The sequence below is a fragment of the Colwellia piezophila ATCC BAA-637 genome, assembly GCF_000378625.1.
Classification (GTDB): Bacteria; Pseudomonadota; Gammaproteobacteria; order Enterobacterales; family Alteromonadaceae; genus Colwellia; species Colwellia piezophila.
Genome location: NZ_KB905160.1, coordinates 252,180 through 269,643, shown reverse-complemented (window position 1 = coordinate 269,643; position 17,464 = coordinate 252,180). Strand labels below are relative to the sequence as shown.

Genomic DNA, 17,464 nt, shown 5'->3' with positions numbered 1-17,464 from the left:
GTAACCTTTGTTTGAGGCCAACTTACTAGTCCTTAACGGTAACGAATAACTATCACTATTTTTTTTCAAGTTTAAATTCACTCATCTCCTCATGTAACTCATGCGAGGTAGACTGTAAGTGAGTGGTTGCTTCCACAGCCCGATCAATCTCCAACTTGTTCTCATGGGAGGCATCATTAACTTGGGTGATATTGTTATTTATTTCTTCAACCACGCAGTGTTGTTCCTCCGCTGCGGTCGCCACTTGGGTGGACATATCATTAACACTACTAATCGCTTCATTAACATCGGCCATTAAAGCATTTGAGCGCTCAGAGAACTCTATGGTTTTGGCACTAAGCTCTCGGCTATGATCCATAGCCACCACCGCGCTATGTGCACCCGAACGATACTGCTCAATCATTTGTTCAATTTCTTTAGTTGACTCTTGTGTACGTTGCGCTAAGTTTCTCACTTCATCGGCAACAACAGCAAAACCTCGGCCTTGCTCCCCTGCTCTGGCGGCTTCTATCGCGGCATTAAGCGCGAGAAGATTGGTTTGATCGGCAATACCTTTGATGACTTCCAATACTGACTCTATTTTTTCACTGTTCTTTTCTAGCTTAGTAAGCGCCTCTCCACTGTCTGATAAACTTTCTACCAGTTGCCTAATTTGCTCCATGGCCTGTAAATTTACCTGCTGACTTTGCTGAGAGCTTGTTGAGGCGGCTTCTGTTAACTCTAGGGTACTGTTGGTGTTTTTTGCCACTTCTTGTGCGGTTGAAGACAACTCATTAATTGCCGTAGCCACCAAATCAATTTGTTGAAATTGATTTGCTAAATTATCTTGCACCTTGTTATTTGCTTGCGCTAATACCTCAGCCGTTTGTTGCACATCATTGGTCGAGTCATTGACCTTGGTTAAAATAAGACAAATACTCGATCGCATGGTCTCCATATGTTCAAGCATTTGCCCTACTTCTCCTGGCTCGTCTGTTACAACATGTTGCTCTAAATCACCATGGGCAATATTTTCTAATGAGTTTACTGCTTTGTTCAAACCCTTTTGCACGGCCTTAATAACCAGCCAAGCGCTCATTATATTAACAAGTACACTAGCTGCCACTGCAGCTAAAGCAATATACTCAAGGTTGATAGCTTCTTCATCTATTTTTATTACTGCCTCTTCGGTAAAACGCTCAATTTCAGCTAAGACCGCTTCAACATGCTGAGTTAGCTCTAGAGCCTCATCTTCAACTTTTTCGCTTAACAGCTCAGCCTGATGAAAGTTGTGCAGCTCTAATGCCACAAAAACCGCTTGCGCGTGTTTAGCCCAGTTTTCATGCTGGTGTTCTAGTAGTTTGATATCAACTAAAAGCTTGGCATATTCATCTATGGCCACCTGTTCTTCAGCATGACTTTTTGCTTGAACAAGTGAATGTTCTATTGCCTGTAATTCGTTGTCGATCTTTTTATTTAAACTGTTAAAGTGCTTAACCGCAGCACTATAGTGTGCGCTTGCTTTGGGCTCAGTGGCGATAGCTAAAGCAAAGCGAAAAGCCTGTTCAAAGTATATTTCTTGCTCTAACTGGTGCTCTGTTAACGAGGTGACCGCTTTGGTAATGGGAATGTGTGTGCTGGCTACGGATTTAACATGATGCTCAATGGAGATTAATTGCGATAGTATTATGCCTGTAGTAAGACACTGTATAGCAACGGCTAGCATAACCATAACCATAATACGATGCTTGATTGATAAATTAACTTTCATCTTAATTACTCCTCAATACTCTTTAGAACACTGCTGCAGATATTCTTGCCCGTTATCACCGTATTATTACTATAAATTTAAAGCATAGATTAAAAGTGTAGCTCATTTTTGGTCTCTGCATTAAAAAGCTAAAAGTTATAATTTTTATAATATTATGACCACAAACAATAGTAATAGCCTCCCTTAAAGAGTAAATAATATGGCTTTGAACAATTTTGTCTTGTCAATGGCGTTATTTTAGCGCTATAAAGAGCCATCACAGTGATAAAGTGACATTGGCACTTGCTTTAGCACTTTTTATTAATGGTATTTAATAGGCTTATTTATGGAACTAAAAGACGTATTAAGTGAGATCCATCAGGAAGTGGCGCCTTTACTTGGACAAGGCAAGGTTGCTACATATATTCCTGCACTGGCGAATGTTGATCCGATGCAATTTGGTATGGCAATCACCTTAAATAACGGTCAACAATTTGGCGTTGGCTCGTACCAAACCGCCTTTTCCATTCAAAGCATCTCTAAGGTTTTTACTTATACGCTAGCACTGCGTGCCTATCAGGACGGCTTATATAAACGTGTTTGGCGAGAGCCTTCCGGTAATCCATTCAACTCCTTAGTACAGTTAGAATATGAGGCTGGCATTCCTCGCAACCCTTTTATTAACGCCGGCGCTATTGTTGTTTGTGATAGTTTAGTTTCTCATTTTTCCAGTGAGACTAAAGCTTTTGATAAGATCCTAAGCTTTATCCATGAATGCAGTGGCGATAGCAATATAACTGTTGATGAGGTTGTCGCTCAATCTGAAATGGAGCATGGCTATAGGAACTTGGCCTTAGCGGGTTTGATGAAAAGTTTCGGTAACTTTGACAATGGTATCATTGAAGTATTGAAAACCTATTTTAAACACTGCTCGATTGTGATGAATGCTCAACAATTATCTCGCTCCATGTTGTATTTAGCCAACGATGGTACTGACCCTATTTCAAAAAAACAGCTGATTAACTCTACGCAAGCTAAACGTATTAATTCATTATTGCTAACCTGTGGTCACTATGATGCATCGGGGGATTTTGCTTTTCGTGTTGGCTTACCGGGTAAAAGCGGCGTAGGAGGCGGCATTGTCGCCGTTGTGCCTGGAGTAATGGCTATTGCAGTTTATTCACCGGCACTGAATGAATCAGGCAACTCATTAGTTGGCACAAAAGCGTTAGAGCTATTTACCACCAAAACAGGGTATTCTATTTTTTAATAATCCATTACAACACCGACAGCTAAATAATAAAGACGAGTAGGCTCAACAGTTCTTTAAAGCTCCTTAGCTGTCAGCAGCTTTAAAGAATAACTTGCTGATGAGATTTGTTCGAAGTAGAGGGCATTGTTATATCTCAATTGCGATATTAAGTAATTAAGCTCTGACTTCAACGTCGGATGGTCTGTTATTTCTTTAATCGTCTGCGCTATCGTTTCAGGACTTATTTCAATATGACATGAGGGTTTAATATGGATTATTACCTGAAGAACACCGTCTATTTCTTCACAGCTATTTAAGATTTCTTCTTGAATAATGGGATGAATAATTGACCGGATGGTAATAAAGTAGGCACTCATGCGGGCAAATTCAACCATCCTCGTGGTATTATCACTATAGTATTGGTTTATTACATCCCTCAAAGTAAAGTTGCCTAATAAGTTAATACGACCACTATTAATTAACTCATTATAAGTATTCTGGTTACTGGAGTTTTCCCATCGGCCGCTAGCCATCATAAAGGCGATAATAATATCGGCGCTTGGTTTTCGCTGTGAACTTGACTGTTCCAAGTAATTTAAAGCTTGGTAGCCATACAACTGCGTGCCGCTAAAATAATCAACTCTTGCTTGCGCACCTTTTCGTTCATTATTAAAGTCGACAATAAGTCGTTCATTATAAATTCGCCGCAAGTCATTCTCTTTTCTATCTTCATTCCAATTGGTCACTTGCATACCAAGAAAAATACCGACCATCACCACTGAGACATCAAGCCAAACAATAAACCAGTTTTGCTCATTAATATGCGCCATTAAGCGTCGTAAAATCATATTAGCGTTATATTGTGATTAGTTTTTATAAGCGTAGCACATCAAATTTTATCGAGGTTAAAGCTTACAGCGGCACTTTCTTTAGTCGTGTACACATGAACACTATTTTGACTGAGGGCTATAGCAAGAGTCATTTTGGTAACTAAAGGTTAAGTAAAACCTAAGTAAAACGAGCAAAAATCTAACTAAAATAAAACTAAGCATTAACAAAATAAGAGCAAAAAATGGTCATTGAATATTTGACAATGCTTCATGGCTCAAAATCCCAACAACTATACCGTCAGTTAATAGAGCTTATAAACCACACTACGGCTTAAGTGCCTCACCATACAGCTCACTAACAAAATCAAGGAAGGCTTTCACTTTTGGGATTTTAGCGCGATGTTTTGGGTAAAGTGCATAAATATCCACGGCTGCCATGCCCCAGTCTGGCAGTATATTAACTAATTCACCTGCGCCAACTTCCCTTTTACTCATATAATCAGGTAATACCGCAATGCCTAAGCCATCAACTATAGCTTGCTTGAGCATAGCAAAATCATCAACTAACAACCTTGGTTGGCAAGCTAAAGTAAACGACTCCCCCTGTTTGGATAACAAGTTTACTTTTACATCATGATTAACGGTATTACTGATTGCGTTCATTACCAGTAATTGATGCGAGGCTAGTTGTGATACCGTTTCAGGTTTACCATTTTTAGCCAAATAGGCCGGGCTAGCGAATAATCCACGGGATACACTGCCGAGCTTTTTAGCAATCAACATCGAGTCTTTTAGTTGACCGATACGAATGACGACATCAAAACCTTCCTCAATAAAATCTACACGACGATTAACTAAATTAAGTTGTACTTTCAGCTCAGGGTATTGATGCATAAACTTACCCAGCGCCGGCCGTAAAATTTGTTGGCCGGTAGCAACTGATGCGCCGACTTTGATATCGCCTTTATAACTGTGCAGTAATTCGCATACTGAGGCCGTTGCTAAATCAAGTTCTTCATGAACGCGTTTGCAGTGTGTTAAGTAGCGGCGCCCGGCTTCTGTTAAATGTTGTGAACGTGTCGAACGCTCCAACAAGATGACACTTAATCTGTGCTCAAGACGAGAAACTTTTCGGCTAACATTTGCTTTTGGAATACCGAGCCTGTCAGCCGCTAAAGTAAAGCTGCCCGTCTCAACTACCGCCAAAAAAACCATCATGTCATTTAAATCATGTTCCATAACTATCTCGCTTTAACGTCACTCCACTTTATTTCATCTAACCTTATTTCAAGTACGTCAGCTTAGGCAGGTAAAGTCGACAATATATTGTTGTTGATATTGAGATTATCTTATCAACTAATAGGTATTTATCAAACAATAACTAAGTCCTATTATTGCAATCACTGAAATAACTTAAGCAGTTTAAACAAATTAACTAGGAGCATCACATGCAAGTACTTAGCAGAAAATCATTACCTTTAGGTGGCTTTGCCGGATTAACCGAGCACAGATTAGTAACAGACCGCCGCGTTTTTGGTGCCCGTAAAGCGCCAAACACTTTTGATGGTATCGGCAACTTTGTTTACCTTGCTGATGCACAGTTTAATCCCCATGGCGAAACACATATGCATGCTCATAAAGAGATTGATGTCATTTCAATCATGATGTCAGGTCGAGTAAGTCATGAAGGTTCGTTAGAGCATGGCCAAAGCTTGAATACTGGTGAAGTGCAAGTGCAACGTGCGGGTGGCGAAGGTTTCTCACATAACGAGAAAAACCCTGATAACACCAAAAACCGCATGTTGCAGTTATGGGTATTACCTGAAGTAGCGGGACAAGCCGCTGGTTATGAACATTACTCATTACCTGACAAAGGTGTTACGCGAATATATGGAAGTAAAGAGCATGGCAGTAAAGATCTCGGTGGTTCGCACGATCAAAAGCAAACTTTTGCTAGTAAAACAACCATAGATGTCGTGCGTTTAACATCAGGTGAATCAATCACTTTTAATGAAGAAATTCTAGCTTATGTCAGTAATGGCACGGCTGAGTTTAGTGATGAAAATAATAGTTTTAACGCTGAAGATGGCGATTTAATTCGCAGTTATAAAACCGACATTGTCGCCACTAGCGACGTAGAAATAATTGTCATTAGCCACGCTAAATAGAGCTCAAGCTATCCTTAGCTATCTTTAGTGAACGAATAGCCATGTCAGGTAAACCATTACCCTACATGGCCGAACGTTTAATTATGCACTTATCTTTAAGCATTAAGCATTAAGCATTAAGCAGGAGTCATTTATGAAACCAGCCAATAAACACCTAATAGCACTGATTAACTATATAACGCTTGTGCCTTTGGTGTATTTTATCCCGCAATGGCTTGGTCCATATTTACCCGAAAATCAGCTGTTACAAGTGTGCATTGTTGTCGCTATTATTGTGCCGATAATTTCTTATATTGTTATGCCAATAACTATGAAGATCCTTCATAGAAAAACCAAGCACTAAGAAATAAAATTTAAGGCATAAAAAAAGAGCGCGGTAAGCGCTCTTTTTTAGTCGTTAAAAATATCTATTTTAAACGACTAAGCCTTGGTTTGTGCTTCTTGGATTTTAACTTTCCAAATTTCAGGGCCTGTTACATGCACTGATTCGCCGGTGCTATCAACAGCAACGGTTACTGGCATATCTTCTACTTCAAATTCATAAATAGCTTCCATACCCATATCTTCAAAGGCAACTACTTTCGCTTTTTTGATTGCCTTAGAAACAAGGTAAGCCGCGCCACCTACCGCCATTAAGTACACTGACTTATGCTCTTTAATGGTTTGACACGTCGCAGCGCCACGTTCAGCTTTACCGATTGTGCCTAAAAGACCGGTATCTGCTAACATCATCTCAGTAAATTTATCCATACGTGTTGCCGTAGTTGGACCCGCTGGCCCTACTGCTTCATCTCCAACGGCATCTACTGGACCGACGTAATAAATAAACTTGTTGGTGAAGTCTACCGGCAGTTTTTCACCTTTAGCTAACATATCTTGAATACGTTTATGGGCGGCATCACGACCGGTTAAAATAGTACCGCTAAGTAATACCGTTTCGCCGGTTTTCCACTCGCTAATGTCAGCTTTAGTCAATCCATCAACATTTACACGGCGAACATTTTCACCCACTTCCCAAGTGATTTCTGGCCACTCTTCAAGTTTAGGTGGTATTAAATCAGCAGGGCCTGAGCCATCAAGGTGGAAATGAATATGACGGGTAGCAGCACAATTTGGGATCATAACCACAGGTTTAGACGCGGCATGGGTAGGCATGGTATTTATTTTCACATCAACGACCGTCGTTAAGCCACCTAAGCCTTGTGCGCCAATACCTAATTTATTTACCCGGTCAAAAATCTCAAGGCGTAATTCTTCTTCAGCGTTTTGGGGACCACGTTCAATTAGGTCTTGAATGTTTACTGGCTCCATTAAGCTCTCTTTGGCTAATAAACCAGCTTTTTCAGCTGTGCCCCCAATACCTATGCCTAACATACCTGGTGGACACCAACCTGCGCCCATTGTTGGCAAGGTTTTAACCACCCAATCAGCAATCGAATCTGATGGGTTTAACATCACCATTTTAGCTTTATTTTCACTACCGCCGCCTTTAGCGGCAATCATTACTTCAATTTCATTACCGGCAACTAGGTCTATATGTACAACCGCTGGCGTATTGTCTTTAGTATTTGTACGTGCGCCGGCAGGATCTGAAACGATAGAGGCACGTAATGGATTATCAGGATTTAAATACGCACGACGCGTACCTTCATCAACCATTTGTTGAACTGTCATGTCAGTCTTATCCCACTGAACGGCCATACCTACTTTAACAAAACAGGTCACAATGCCAGTGTCTTGACAGATTGGACGTTTACCTGTCGCCGACATACGTGAGTTAATCAAAATTTGCGCGATTGCGTCTTTCGCCGCTTTTGATTCTTCTTTGTTGTAGGCCTTTTCTAGTGCCTGAATAAAATCAATCGGATGATAATAAGAAATATATTGCAGTGCATCTTCAATACTGTCGATTAAGTCTTGCTGTTTAATGATGGCCATAGTGCTCTCTTTGGGACTGTTGTACTTTCAGGTTTAGCCTCTGTTGCCCTTGAAAATGTGGCAATTGAGGCATTTAATATAATGTTTGGTTTTTCCAAATGCATATTAAAAAACAAAGAGTGACGCTTTTTCAAGCGCAACCCGAAGGGCTATAGCTAATTTTCAAGTTATCATCGTTGAAAATCGTTCAGGTAACGCTACACGGATGTAGCTTAATAGACAATGCAGGAGCACATTGTCCTGAGTGACTACATATACACTCTTTCCGCCTTGTTAACTCTAAAATTAGCTGATAGCAGAGACTAAATTGAAAGTTCAATAGTCCCTAGCTTTAATATTCTTTAATATTCTTTAATATTCTTTAATACCCTTTAATACTGGGTAGTTGAAAGTTATAATAACTCTATTATATATAATAACCCGCTATTGAAAGTGCTGCCAGAGCAAATCACTGATATGTACTATTTAACTAGCGAATACTTAAGTGAAAAAAGCCTTGTTCAAGACTATACCTGACACATACCAAGCCCCTGTTATCTCAGCTAAAGAACTGGAGCTAAAAAGCGGTACTAGCACCGAATCAATATTTAGTCACTTTGCTGATCAGCCCTGGGCAATGTGGTTAGACTCAGGCAATAGCGATCACGTTGATAGTCGCTTTGATATTTTAGTGTGGCACCCTATCGCAACCTTAACCACACAAGGCCTTGATACTGAGATTTCCTTGCCTGATAAAGGTTTAAGTGAAATAAGTACTGAAGATCCATTATTATTACTTAAAGAACTACAGGCTAAATTATTTAACACGCCCGATAATACCCATGAATTCTTACCCTTTTTAGGTGGCGCTTTAGGTTATTTCGCCTATGATTTAGGCCGACGTTTTGAGCAACTGCCTAGCTTGGCCAAACAAGATATTAACTTGCCCGAGATGGCGGTAGGTCTTTATAAAAAAGCGGTTATTTATGATAAGCACTCAGAAATATTTCACCTAGTTTGCCCTGACAGTGATCGTATTGAGCTTGAGACATCATTGCTTAATTTAAGCCACCGAGTCAGTAAAGCGAGTAGCGGTAGTTTTCAGTTAAATACGACTTGGCAAGCCAATATGGATAAAGCCAGTTATATTGAAAAATTCAAACAAGTACAGGAATACCTATTAAGCGGCGATTGTTACCAGATTAATCTCGCCCAGCGTTTTAGCGCTCAGTATCAAGGTGACGAATTCGAAGCTTACTTAGCCCTTAAAGAAGCCAACAAAGCGCCCTTCTCAGCTTTTATTCGTTTAGACAATGCTGCCATTTTGAGTGTTTCACCGGAACGTTTTTTACAACTTTCACAAGGTAAAGTGCAAAGCAAGCCGATTAAAGGCACCATGCCACGCAGTGATGATAAAGTACAAGACGCTAAAAACGCAGCAATCTTAAGACACTCGACTAAAGACAATGCTGAAAATTTGATGATTGTTGATTTACTGCGTAATGACATCAGCAGAAGTTGCCAAGCCGGCTCGGTAAAAGTTCCTAAACTTTTTGATATTGAAAGTTTTCCTGCAGTGCATCATTTGGTGAGTACGGTTGAAGGCATACTTTCTAGTGATAAGCATGCTACCGATTTATTACGCGGTGCCTTTCCGGGTGGCTCAATTACCGGCGCCCCTAAAATACGCGCGATGGAAATAATTGAAGAGTTAGAGCCACATCGCCGCAGTGTTTATTGTGGTTCAATTGGCTACCTTTCTAATTGTGGCACTATGGATACCAGTATTACCATTCGTACTTTAATTTGTCAGCCAAATGAGCCGTTTACTAATGCCGTGCCTAACGGTAACAAGACTATTCATTGCTGGGCTGGTGGCGGCCTAGTTGCCGACTCAACCGCGATGAGTGAGTATCAAGAAACCTTTGATAAAGTTAATTGCATTTTACCGGTATTATCAAAGCTCAATCAGGTGTAGGCTTAAGTTATGCCTTAAGTTATGCCTTAAGTTATGCCTTAAGTTATACCCAGTTAACTTGAAGAGACTGTATTCAGCTGGAATGTCTGAACTAACTAGGCTCTTCGTTGCCTCTTTTTGATAAAGCGATAAGTTGTACGCCTATGACCAAAGATGAATTTCTATTACGCTTTAATTTATTGCAGTTGGTTGAGTCTGAGCATAATTATCAACACTCATCGCCGCTTAGATCTGCAGCTGTGCTTATTGCTTTGGTTGAGTCTGACAAGGGTGAAGGTTTGCAAGTTTTATTAACTAAACGCGCTAGTCATTTAAGACATCACCCATCACAAGTGAGTTTCCCCGGCGGTAAGGTAGAGCAAAGCGATAAATCTATAATAGATACCGCGCTTAGAGAAACTTTCGAGGAAATTGGTTTATCTCGCCAAGCCATCACTGTCGTTGGGCAGCTACCGCCTTATGAAACCATTAGCGGTTTTCACGTTACTCCTGTGGTCGCTATTGTTGCTAGCTCACAAACTTATAAAATAGATAAAAATGAAGTGGCTGAAATATTTCAAGTGCCACTACAGCACTTTTTAACCACCCAAGACCATCATGTTTTTGTTGCTCATAAAGGTGGCAAACAACACAATGTGCATTTTTTACCCTACAAGCACTACCATATATGGGGTGCGACCGCGGTAATGCTCAAAGATTTAGTCGCTCATCTAAATTAATTATTATCCGAGCCATCCCCTAATATTTCCCTTGGTTAGCGCATTTAGTTCTGGTTTAGGCGATTATTTTGTTTCTCTATCTGATAACTTTCAGCTAAAATTACCACTAAGTAAAAACAACCGACAATAATTTCATTATTCAAACAAAAAGACAATTATTATTTGGATAATCACTTAAACATCCAAATTTTATATTGAGCAACCTGGTTTGCCTCGTTTTCTTGTTCGAGCACTCTAAGGTCTATAATTAAAGAATAGTGTGAATATACCAATTACACTAATAAATTGGTCAACTTAGAGTTGTATTAGCGAGCTTAGAACAAGCAAAATTATTTAAACATAGTTATTCTATATTTCTTTAATTTTGAGCCGTTATTGGTTCGCTAATAAACTCCCAAAGGGCGAGTTTAAAAGGCTTACATGCGTCGTTATTGATTTCGATAAGGGAATAACCATTCTCTTCAATCAATGCCTTGCCTCTAAGCCTTTTAATTCTCGCTAAGTGGTCAATTAATTAATGTACTTGGTATTAACCCACGTGGCTTAAGCCATGTGGTATTACAAAAGCAGAGCAAAGGTAAAATAATATGATCAGTGTATTTGATATGTTTTCTATTGGCATAGGCCCATCAAGCTCACATACTGTGGGCCCAATGAAAGCGGCAAAATTATTTGTTGATGAATTAGTTAAGCAAGAATTATTGACTAAAGTTGACAGAGCTAGATGCGAATTGTTTGGCTCTTTAGGGCAAACAGGGATCGGTCATGGTACTGGCAAAGCCGTTATTCTCGGTTTTACCGGCCAAACCCCCGAAGGCATTCCGGTAGAATCAATAGAAACAATCTTAGCTGAAGTAGTCGCTAGTCAAAAAATATTACTTAATGGCAGCCACGAAGTGAGTTTCCCTAAAGATACCGCTATTATCTATCACAGGAGAAAAACGCTGCCCGCTCATGCTAATGCCATGACCTTATATGCTTATCAAAATGATACCTTATTGTTAGAGCAAACGTATTACTCTATCGGTGGTGGTTTTATTGTTGAAGCCTGTGATTTTGAACAAGAAAAAGATAAAGCCCTTTCCCTTCATACCAATATTAAGCGGCCTCATGTTTTCAGCTCTGGTGATGAGTTATTAGCCTTAGCGAGTACTAAAGGTCTAAGTTTTAGTACCATTATGATGGATAACGAAAAGTGCTTAAATGATGAAGCGACTATCCGTACTAAATTAATTGAAATTTGGGACGCGATGAAAGCCAGTGTCGATCGCGGCATGAACACCGAAGGTATTCTACCTGGCGGTTTAAAATTAGCTCGCCGTGCCCCGGCGCTGTATCGCTCTTTATTGGTAGAAAAATCTACCGATCCTTTGACCGCGATGGACTGGGTTAACTTATTTGCTATGGCGGTAAATGAAGAAAACGCCGCCGGTAGCCGCGTAGTTACCGCGCCAACCAATGGTGCTGCCGGTATTATTCCAGCGGTACTTAGTTACTACGACAAATTTGTAAAACCAGTTTCCGATGAGGACTGTGTTCGCTATTTATTAACTGCCGCTGCTATTGGTATTTTATATAAAACCAATGCCTCAATTTCTGGCGCTGAAGTTGGCTGTCAAGGTGAGGTTGGTGTTGCATGTTCAATGGCCGCCGGTGCATTAACTGAAATTATGGGTGGCACTCCCCCACAAGTAGAAAATGCCGCTGAAATAGGTATGGAACATAACCTTGGTTTAACCTGTGATCCGGTTGGCGGCTTAGTACAAGTACCATGTATAGAGCGTAATGCCATGGGCTCAGTCAAAGCAATTAACGCCTCACGTCTTGCCCTGCGCGGTACTGGCACACAAAAAGTTTCTTTAGATAAAGTAATCAAAACCATGTGGGAAACGGGTAATGATATGAAGACTAAATACAAAGAAACTTCACGTGGTGGTTTAGCGGTAAATATTATCGAATGTTAGTTTAATATCAGTTGAGTGTTAGTTGCATATTAGCCCAGTGCCCACGGCTTTAGTACTTAGCACATAAAATAAAAAAGCCCCAACAAGTTAGTCTTGTTGGGGCTTTTCTTTGATTATAATTTAATACTAACCGTTAACTAATTAAAAATTATATTGATAACCAACAGACACCGTTAATGGTTTACCTACCATCACAGAGCCGTGCATACGGGTTGACATATAAGTTTCATCAAGTAAATTCTCAATATTGAAGCGTACTTGTTGATTTTTAGCAAGATCATAACTGGCAACAAAATCTACCACGGTATGGGCCTCTATATTCTCTGCACTAGCACCCGTTCCTGCTTCACTGCGCATTTCACCGGTATAACGAACAAGTATGTTAGTACGCCAATTGTCTCCTTCAAGACCCACTACAAATTGAAATTGATTTTGTGGGACATAAGGGAATTCATCACCGGCGTTAACATCACCCCAAAAAGGTGAGTCAAAGCTGTTTAAAAATTCAGTTTGAGTGTGGGTATAGGTTAAATCAATAGGCATTGCTATATCACCCAGATCAAATTCATAACCGACTTTAAATTCAACACCGGTAATTTTAACGGCGCCGGCATTATATTGCTCGCCAATATTTTCATCATCACAGTTTTGACTAGCAGTACAGTTACCATGCATATTGTCGTAATCTGATAGGAAAAATAACATTTCACCATTAAAGGCATTTTTACCGTATCTCGCCCCTAACTCATAGTTAATACTTTCTTCGTTAGTAGCATCGTCATTACCGGGTGATGGCGGCGCAAAACCTTTTTGTACTCCACCAATTAGAACCAACTCATTGGTTAAATGATAAGTCAGTGCTAATGACGGTAAGACTACATCGACGGTGTTTTTGGTTAGCTTTGGCGCCATATCACGATCAGGATCTTTTTTGCCCCACTCTTCACGCTCAATAACCATATCTTCATAACGCAGACCGGCATTAACAACAAATTTACCGACAGTCCATTCATCATGAACAAATAACGCTAAGGCACTGGCACTATCGATACGGTTAGAATCAGTACCTGGAGTACCCGCTTCAGTTAGGGTCATATTGTAATCTGCATCCATATAATACTCATCAACCCATTGGTATCTGTCCATTTCATCTTTATGGTAACGGATACCAAATTTCACTTGATGACTATCAAAATCAGCATCTAACACCGTTTGAATACCTTGTGATAAGTAATCACGGTTATTAGCTTTTACTTGCGTATATAATTCGTCGGTAAGGCCTTGGTCATAATCCGAAGCGAGCTGTGAGCCTTTACTCAAGCTTTGATAAACAACCTTTGAATTACCTTTGTCATCAATCTCCATTTGTCCAACTTTACTGGTCTTATACCAGTTACGGCTAAAGTCATTATGATAAACGGTGGTGCCTAAGTTGAAGCGCGTTGATAAATCGATAACATGGCTTAATTGCAGTTGTAGATGCTCATTGGTCATCTTATCTTTTTGTGAAGCCGAGTAACGGCTGTAAGGGTCGCTATTAAAATCAGCTTCCGTTAAGCCCATATAGGTATCATCGGATTCTTCATCTGAGTATTTAACTTTAAATTCAATTTCTTGATAAAAAGTGGCCTTGTCATCCGTGTTATAACGCACTTTACCCAAGACATCGTTTTTAACAAAACCGGTGTCTTGGTCACTGTGGTTAATGTCTTTATAACCATCCGCTTGATAACGGAACACTTCAAATACTGAACTTATATTTTCACCTTTACCGCCAATAACGCCATGTACTTTGGCAAAACCATCTTGACCTGCTTGCACACTAAGCTGTCCCGCTAATTCTTCTTCCGGGATTTGACGTGAGACCATATTGATTACGCCGCCTGTAGTGCGTGGACCATACATAGCACTTGAAGTACCTTTGAGTACTTCTACTTTTTGCATACGACCGGCAGTTGGAAAGTAATAAGCTGCAGGTGAGGCATAGGGAGCAGGAGCCGCCAATACGCCATCTTCCATAATAGTTATTTTTTCACTACGGTTTTGGCCAGTACCACGCATACCTATGTTAGCGCGTAAACCATAACCATCTTCTTCTAAAACATACACTCCTGGAATAGACGTTAAGGTGCGCATAATATCGGTGTAATCAAATTTTTCCAGATCCGCTTGTGATAATTGATGAGCACTACCGGGAATATTATTAACTGCGGTACTGTTGCCAAAAATAGTAAATTGTTCATCGACTGAGGCTTCTTTAACCGCTTCATCGGCAAAAGCGCTAGTAGAGGCTGTGCTAGCAATGACACTAGCGATAACCAAGCTGATTAAGCTTGGCTTAAAAGATTTAATTGACACCTTTAACTCCAAAATATTGTGAAAACTTTTTTGATTACCGTGTTGAATACATGATTGAATACAGCGCTAAACCCTGTAGTACATGCTTATATTACGCGCATTAAAACATCAATAGAAACACGAATCAATACCATTTAAAGGCGAGTGACAATTTTATTACAATTACCTTAAGCTAACTTGTTTTAGCGTAAGCTAACGTGTTTTAGCGCAAAAAAAACCAATAACTTTCGTTATTGGTTTTTATCAGCTATTAAGCCCTATCTGCTATTAAATAAAACTTACATGAGCTAACACTACCTGACATTCACACACATGATGAGTTAAGCGTCATTCACGGTAACCGTGGTAATGCTTGCTTTTTTAGGCTTGTTTTTGTCAACTGAACTAGTTGGATAGCTAAAAACTACTCGAGCCTTAGCCATGACTCCTTTAGCGTGACAAGTCATTTTAAATAAATGAATCCACTGGTGGAAACTAATAAAGAAAGGGTTATGTGATTCAATTTGACCAATAATACCGTAACGACAAGGGCCATTTTTTTCAGTATCTTCCTCCACATAACTGCCAAATAATTTATCCCAAATAATTAATACGCCAGCAAAATTTTTATCTAAATAAGCTTTATTAATTGAGTGATGCACCCGATGATGTGAGGGAGTATTAAAGACCTTTTCAAACCAACCCAATTTATCAACAATTTGGGTATGAACAAAAAATTGAAAGGCCAAATTAAGTGCCACGACAGTAAAAACCGTATTGGGATCAAAGCCAATAACTATCATCGGCAGCCAAAAAACCCACATCCCCGCTAATGGGTACATCAAGGATTGTCTAAACGCGGTGGAGAAATTCATTTTAGTCGAACTGTGATGGACCACATGTGCGGCCCAAAGCCAATGAATATGATGTGACGCTTTATGAAACCAGTAATAAAGAAAGTCTTGTAATAAAAAAGCGATAAAAACGGTGCTAACACTGAGTGATATTTCAAACACGGCAAACTGATGTAACCAATAAAAAAATGGCATTAACAATATTAAAGCAATAGCATCAGAGCCCTGATGTAAAAGGGCTAAAGCGGTATTGGTCAAACTGTCTTTGATGTCATAAAACTTACGATATTTAATAAACTCATAACTAACAAAACCAAGAAATATTGGGCTTAATGCCAATAAAATCACTTCAATACTCATGTTAATGTTCCTTAGAAGCAGGTTGTTTTGAAGAGTGTTCAGTTACCAAATTTTCGGTGGTAGAATCTCCCGCTGCACAGCTTTTACTGGCAATATTATCATTGCTAACCTGGAGATCGGCAAAGTGCTTCGCTAATTTTTTCATCGCCTGGACAATATCACGCTGAACAAAAAACTTTAACAAAAAGTCAGGTAACCATCTAGGTGCCTTAAACTGAATGACATAATCAAGTTGGGTACTTTCAATAGCAACCCCTTGTTCAGTTACCGGATGTGATGCCTGAACAGGAGCTTGAGCGGCTATTTCAGGCAAGTGCTGAGCCTTCACTTGAGACTGAGGCGCTAGTTGCTGAGTTAAGCGAATATCACCTTGATGAGCAGATACTGGCCAGTTCCCGACAATGCGATAGCAAATGTGTTCATTGCTAGCGCTAATGATTTCTTCGTTAAAGACGATTTTTCCAATAGCTATTTGGCGGATAGCACCTTTACCACCCAGTAATTCACCATTATTTTGTGGTTTTATCAGAGTTACTTTGGCATTAAAAAATCGCTCTAGCTGTGCATGAGCTAATAAAGCTTGGCTTACTTGCTCCAAAGGAGCGGGTACTTGTTGTTTTATTATTATGGTAATCATAATTCTCAGCAAAAATCATACAGGTGTTTAATTAAATTTATTCAACCAGAGTTACACAAAAACAACAAGTGTTTATTTTTACTTCATTGGAAATAAACATGAAAAGTGACGAGTGGTACTAGCACTTTTATTAGGCATTAATTAAAGTACATACAATATTATTAATGATGCACAGGACAAGCCATTACTTTATTGGCTTGATGATGCAATTGATAAAGGTGCGAAGGTGGTTTCAGCAAGTTGGGAAGAAATTAACCGTTCATCTCGCTTACTTGCCACGCAATTAATCACCCAAGTAACTGATGATATGCAATTAATGGAGGAGGAGATTTTTGCTCCGTTATTGCCAATAATGCCGTATCAGGATGTAGATAAGGTTATTGAGTACATCAATGTCGCCCACTCCCTTTATATATCATGAGCTTTGACAAAACAACGCAACAACTGCGGCTTGATAAGACTCACTCTGGTGGCGTTTATATTAACGATACCATTTGCACGTTTATGCTAACGATGCACCTTTTGGCGGTATTGGTGATTCAAATATGGGCCATTATCATGGCAAAGAAGGTTTTTTAACGTTTTCAAAAGCAAAAACGGTTTTAGCACAGGGCAAAGTAATGACACCTGTTGAGAGCGGCCTGCCATTAAAAATGGTCACCTATACCCGTTCAACTTAAAAATGCATCTTCAAGTAGAACGGGTATATATCAAGACGA

General features: G+C 39.7%; 13 protein-coding genes and 1 pseudogene. 7 read left to right on the top strand and 7 right to left on the bottom strand.

Annotated features, from left to right (window positions below; all coding sequences use genetic code 11):
- Nucleotides 1-55 precede the first annotated feature (55 nt).
- Nucleotides 56-1,750, bottom strand: a complete 1,695-nt coding sequence (locus tag F580_RS23715) for a methyl-accepting chemotaxis protein (protein WP_019025879.1) — start codon at nucleotides 1,748-1,750, stop codon at nucleotides 56-58.
- A gap of 325 nt (nucleotides 1,751-2,075) precedes the next feature.
- On the opposite strand from F580_RS23715, the gene F580_RS0101240 reads away from it, so the two are divergent.
- The gene (locus F580_RS0101240) at nucleotides 2,076-2,999 is read left to right on the top strand and encodes a glutaminase (protein ID WP_019025878.1); all 924 of its coding nucleotides are present in this window, start codon (nucleotides 2,076-2,078) and stop codon (nucleotides 2,997-2,999) included.
- A 56-nt stretch (nucleotides 3,000-3,055) separates the two neighbouring features.
- Here F580_RS0101240 and F580_RS0101235 read toward each other — a convergent pair whose 3' ends face one another.
- Together F580_RS0101235 and F580_RS0101230 are read right to left on the bottom strand one after the other, a co-directional pair.
- The gene (locus F580_RS0101235) at nucleotides 3,056-3,811 is read right to left on the bottom strand and encodes a hypothetical protein (RefSeq protein WP_157442955.1); all 756 of its coding nucleotides are present in this window, start codon (nucleotides 3,809-3,811) and stop codon (nucleotides 3,056-3,058) included.
- A 324-nt stretch (nucleotides 3,812-4,135) separates the two neighbouring features.
- Nucleotides 4,136-5,050 carry a LysR family transcriptional regulator gene (locus tag F580_RS0101230; protein WP_019025876.1) on the bottom strand — a complete coding sequence of 305 codons (915 nt, stop codon included), beginning with the start codon at nucleotides 5,048-5,050 and terminating at the stop codon, nucleotides 4,136-4,138.
- A 209-nt stretch (nucleotides 5,051-5,259) separates the two neighbouring features.
- On the opposite strand from F580_RS0101230, the gene F580_RS0101225 reads away from it, so the two are divergent.
- Together F580_RS0101225 and F580_RS0101220 are read left to right on the top strand one after the other, a co-directional pair.
- On the top strand, nucleotides 5,260-5,979 hold the full coding sequence (locus F580_RS0101225; protein WP_019025875.1) for a pirin family protein: 720 nt from the start codon (nucleotides 5,260-5,262) through the stop codon (nucleotides 5,977-5,979).
- 133 nt (nucleotides 5,980-6,112) lie between these two features.
- Nucleotides 6,113-6,322 (top strand): hypothetical protein, encoded by a 210-nt coding sequence (locus tag F580_RS0101220; RefSeq protein ID WP_019025874.1) that lies wholly within the window; start codon nucleotides 6,113-6,115, stop codon nucleotides 6,320-6,322.
- A 77-nt stretch (nucleotides 6,323-6,399) separates the two neighbouring features.
- Here F580_RS0101220 and F580_RS0101215 read toward each other — a convergent pair whose 3' ends face one another.
- Complete coding sequence (locus tag F580_RS0101215) at nucleotides 6,400-7,917, bottom strand: fumarate hydratase (protein WP_019025873.1); 1,518 nt, start codon at nucleotides 7,915-7,917, stop codon at nucleotides 6,400-6,402.
- A 616-nt stretch (nucleotides 7,918-8,533) separates the two neighbouring features.
- Here F580_RS0101215 and pabB point away from each other — a divergent pair.
- The 3 genes from pabB to F580_RS0101200 all read left to right on the top strand — a co-directional run bounded on the left by pabB (nucleotide 8,534) and on the right by F580_RS0101200 (nucleotide 12,557).
- Nucleotides 8,534-9,874, top strand: coding sequence for an aminodeoxychorismate synthase component I (pabB, locus tag F580_RS0101210; protein WP_425393309.1), 1,341 nt, complete (start codon nucleotides 8,534-8,536; stop codon nucleotides 9,872-9,874).
- A 143-nt stretch (nucleotides 9,875-10,017) separates the two neighbouring features.
- Nucleotides 10,018-10,593: a CoA pyrophosphatase gene (locus tag F580_RS0101205; RefSeq protein WP_019025871.1), complete on the top strand. Its 576-nt coding sequence runs from the start codon at nucleotides 10,018-10,020 to the stop codon at nucleotides 10,591-10,593.
- A gap of 587 nt (nucleotides 10,594-11,180) precedes the next feature.
- Nucleotides 11,181-12,557, top strand: coding sequence for an L-serine ammonia-lyase (locus tag F580_RS0101200; RefSeq protein WP_019025870.1), 1,377 nt, complete (start codon nucleotides 11,181-11,183; stop codon nucleotides 12,555-12,557).
- A 141-nt stretch (nucleotides 12,558-12,698) separates the two neighbouring features.
- On the opposite strand, the gene F580_RS0101195 is transcribed toward F580_RS0101200, so the two are convergent.
- The 3 genes from F580_RS0101195 to F580_RS23710 all read right to left on the bottom strand — a co-directional run bounded on the left by F580_RS0101195 (nucleotide 12,699) and on the right by F580_RS23710 (nucleotide 16,745).
- Nucleotides 12,699-14,915, bottom strand: a complete 2,217-nt coding sequence (locus F580_RS0101195) for a TonB-dependent receptor family protein (protein ID WP_019025869.1) — start codon at nucleotides 14,913-14,915, stop codon at nucleotides 12,699-12,701.
- 320 nt (nucleotides 14,916-15,235) lie between these two features.
- Complete coding sequence (locus F580_RS0101190; RefSeq protein ID WP_019025868.1) at nucleotides 15,236-16,108, bottom strand: sterol desaturase family protein; 873 nt, start codon at nucleotides 16,106-16,108, stop codon at nucleotides 15,236-15,238.
- Nucleotide 16,109: 1 nt separating this feature from the next.
- On the bottom strand, nucleotides 16,110-16,745 hold the full coding sequence (locus F580_RS23710; RefSeq protein WP_019025867.1) for an SRPBCC family protein: 636 nt from the start codon (nucleotides 16,743-16,745) through the stop codon (nucleotides 16,110-16,112).
- A 154-nt stretch (nucleotides 16,746-16,899) separates the two neighbouring features.
- Here F580_RS23710 and F580_RS25825 point away from each other — a divergent pair.
- Nucleotides 16,900-17,425: pseudogene (locus F580_RS25825) on the top strand (aldehyde dehydrogenase family protein); the annotation flags it as partial.
- Nucleotides 17,426-17,464 lie beyond the last annotated feature (39 nt).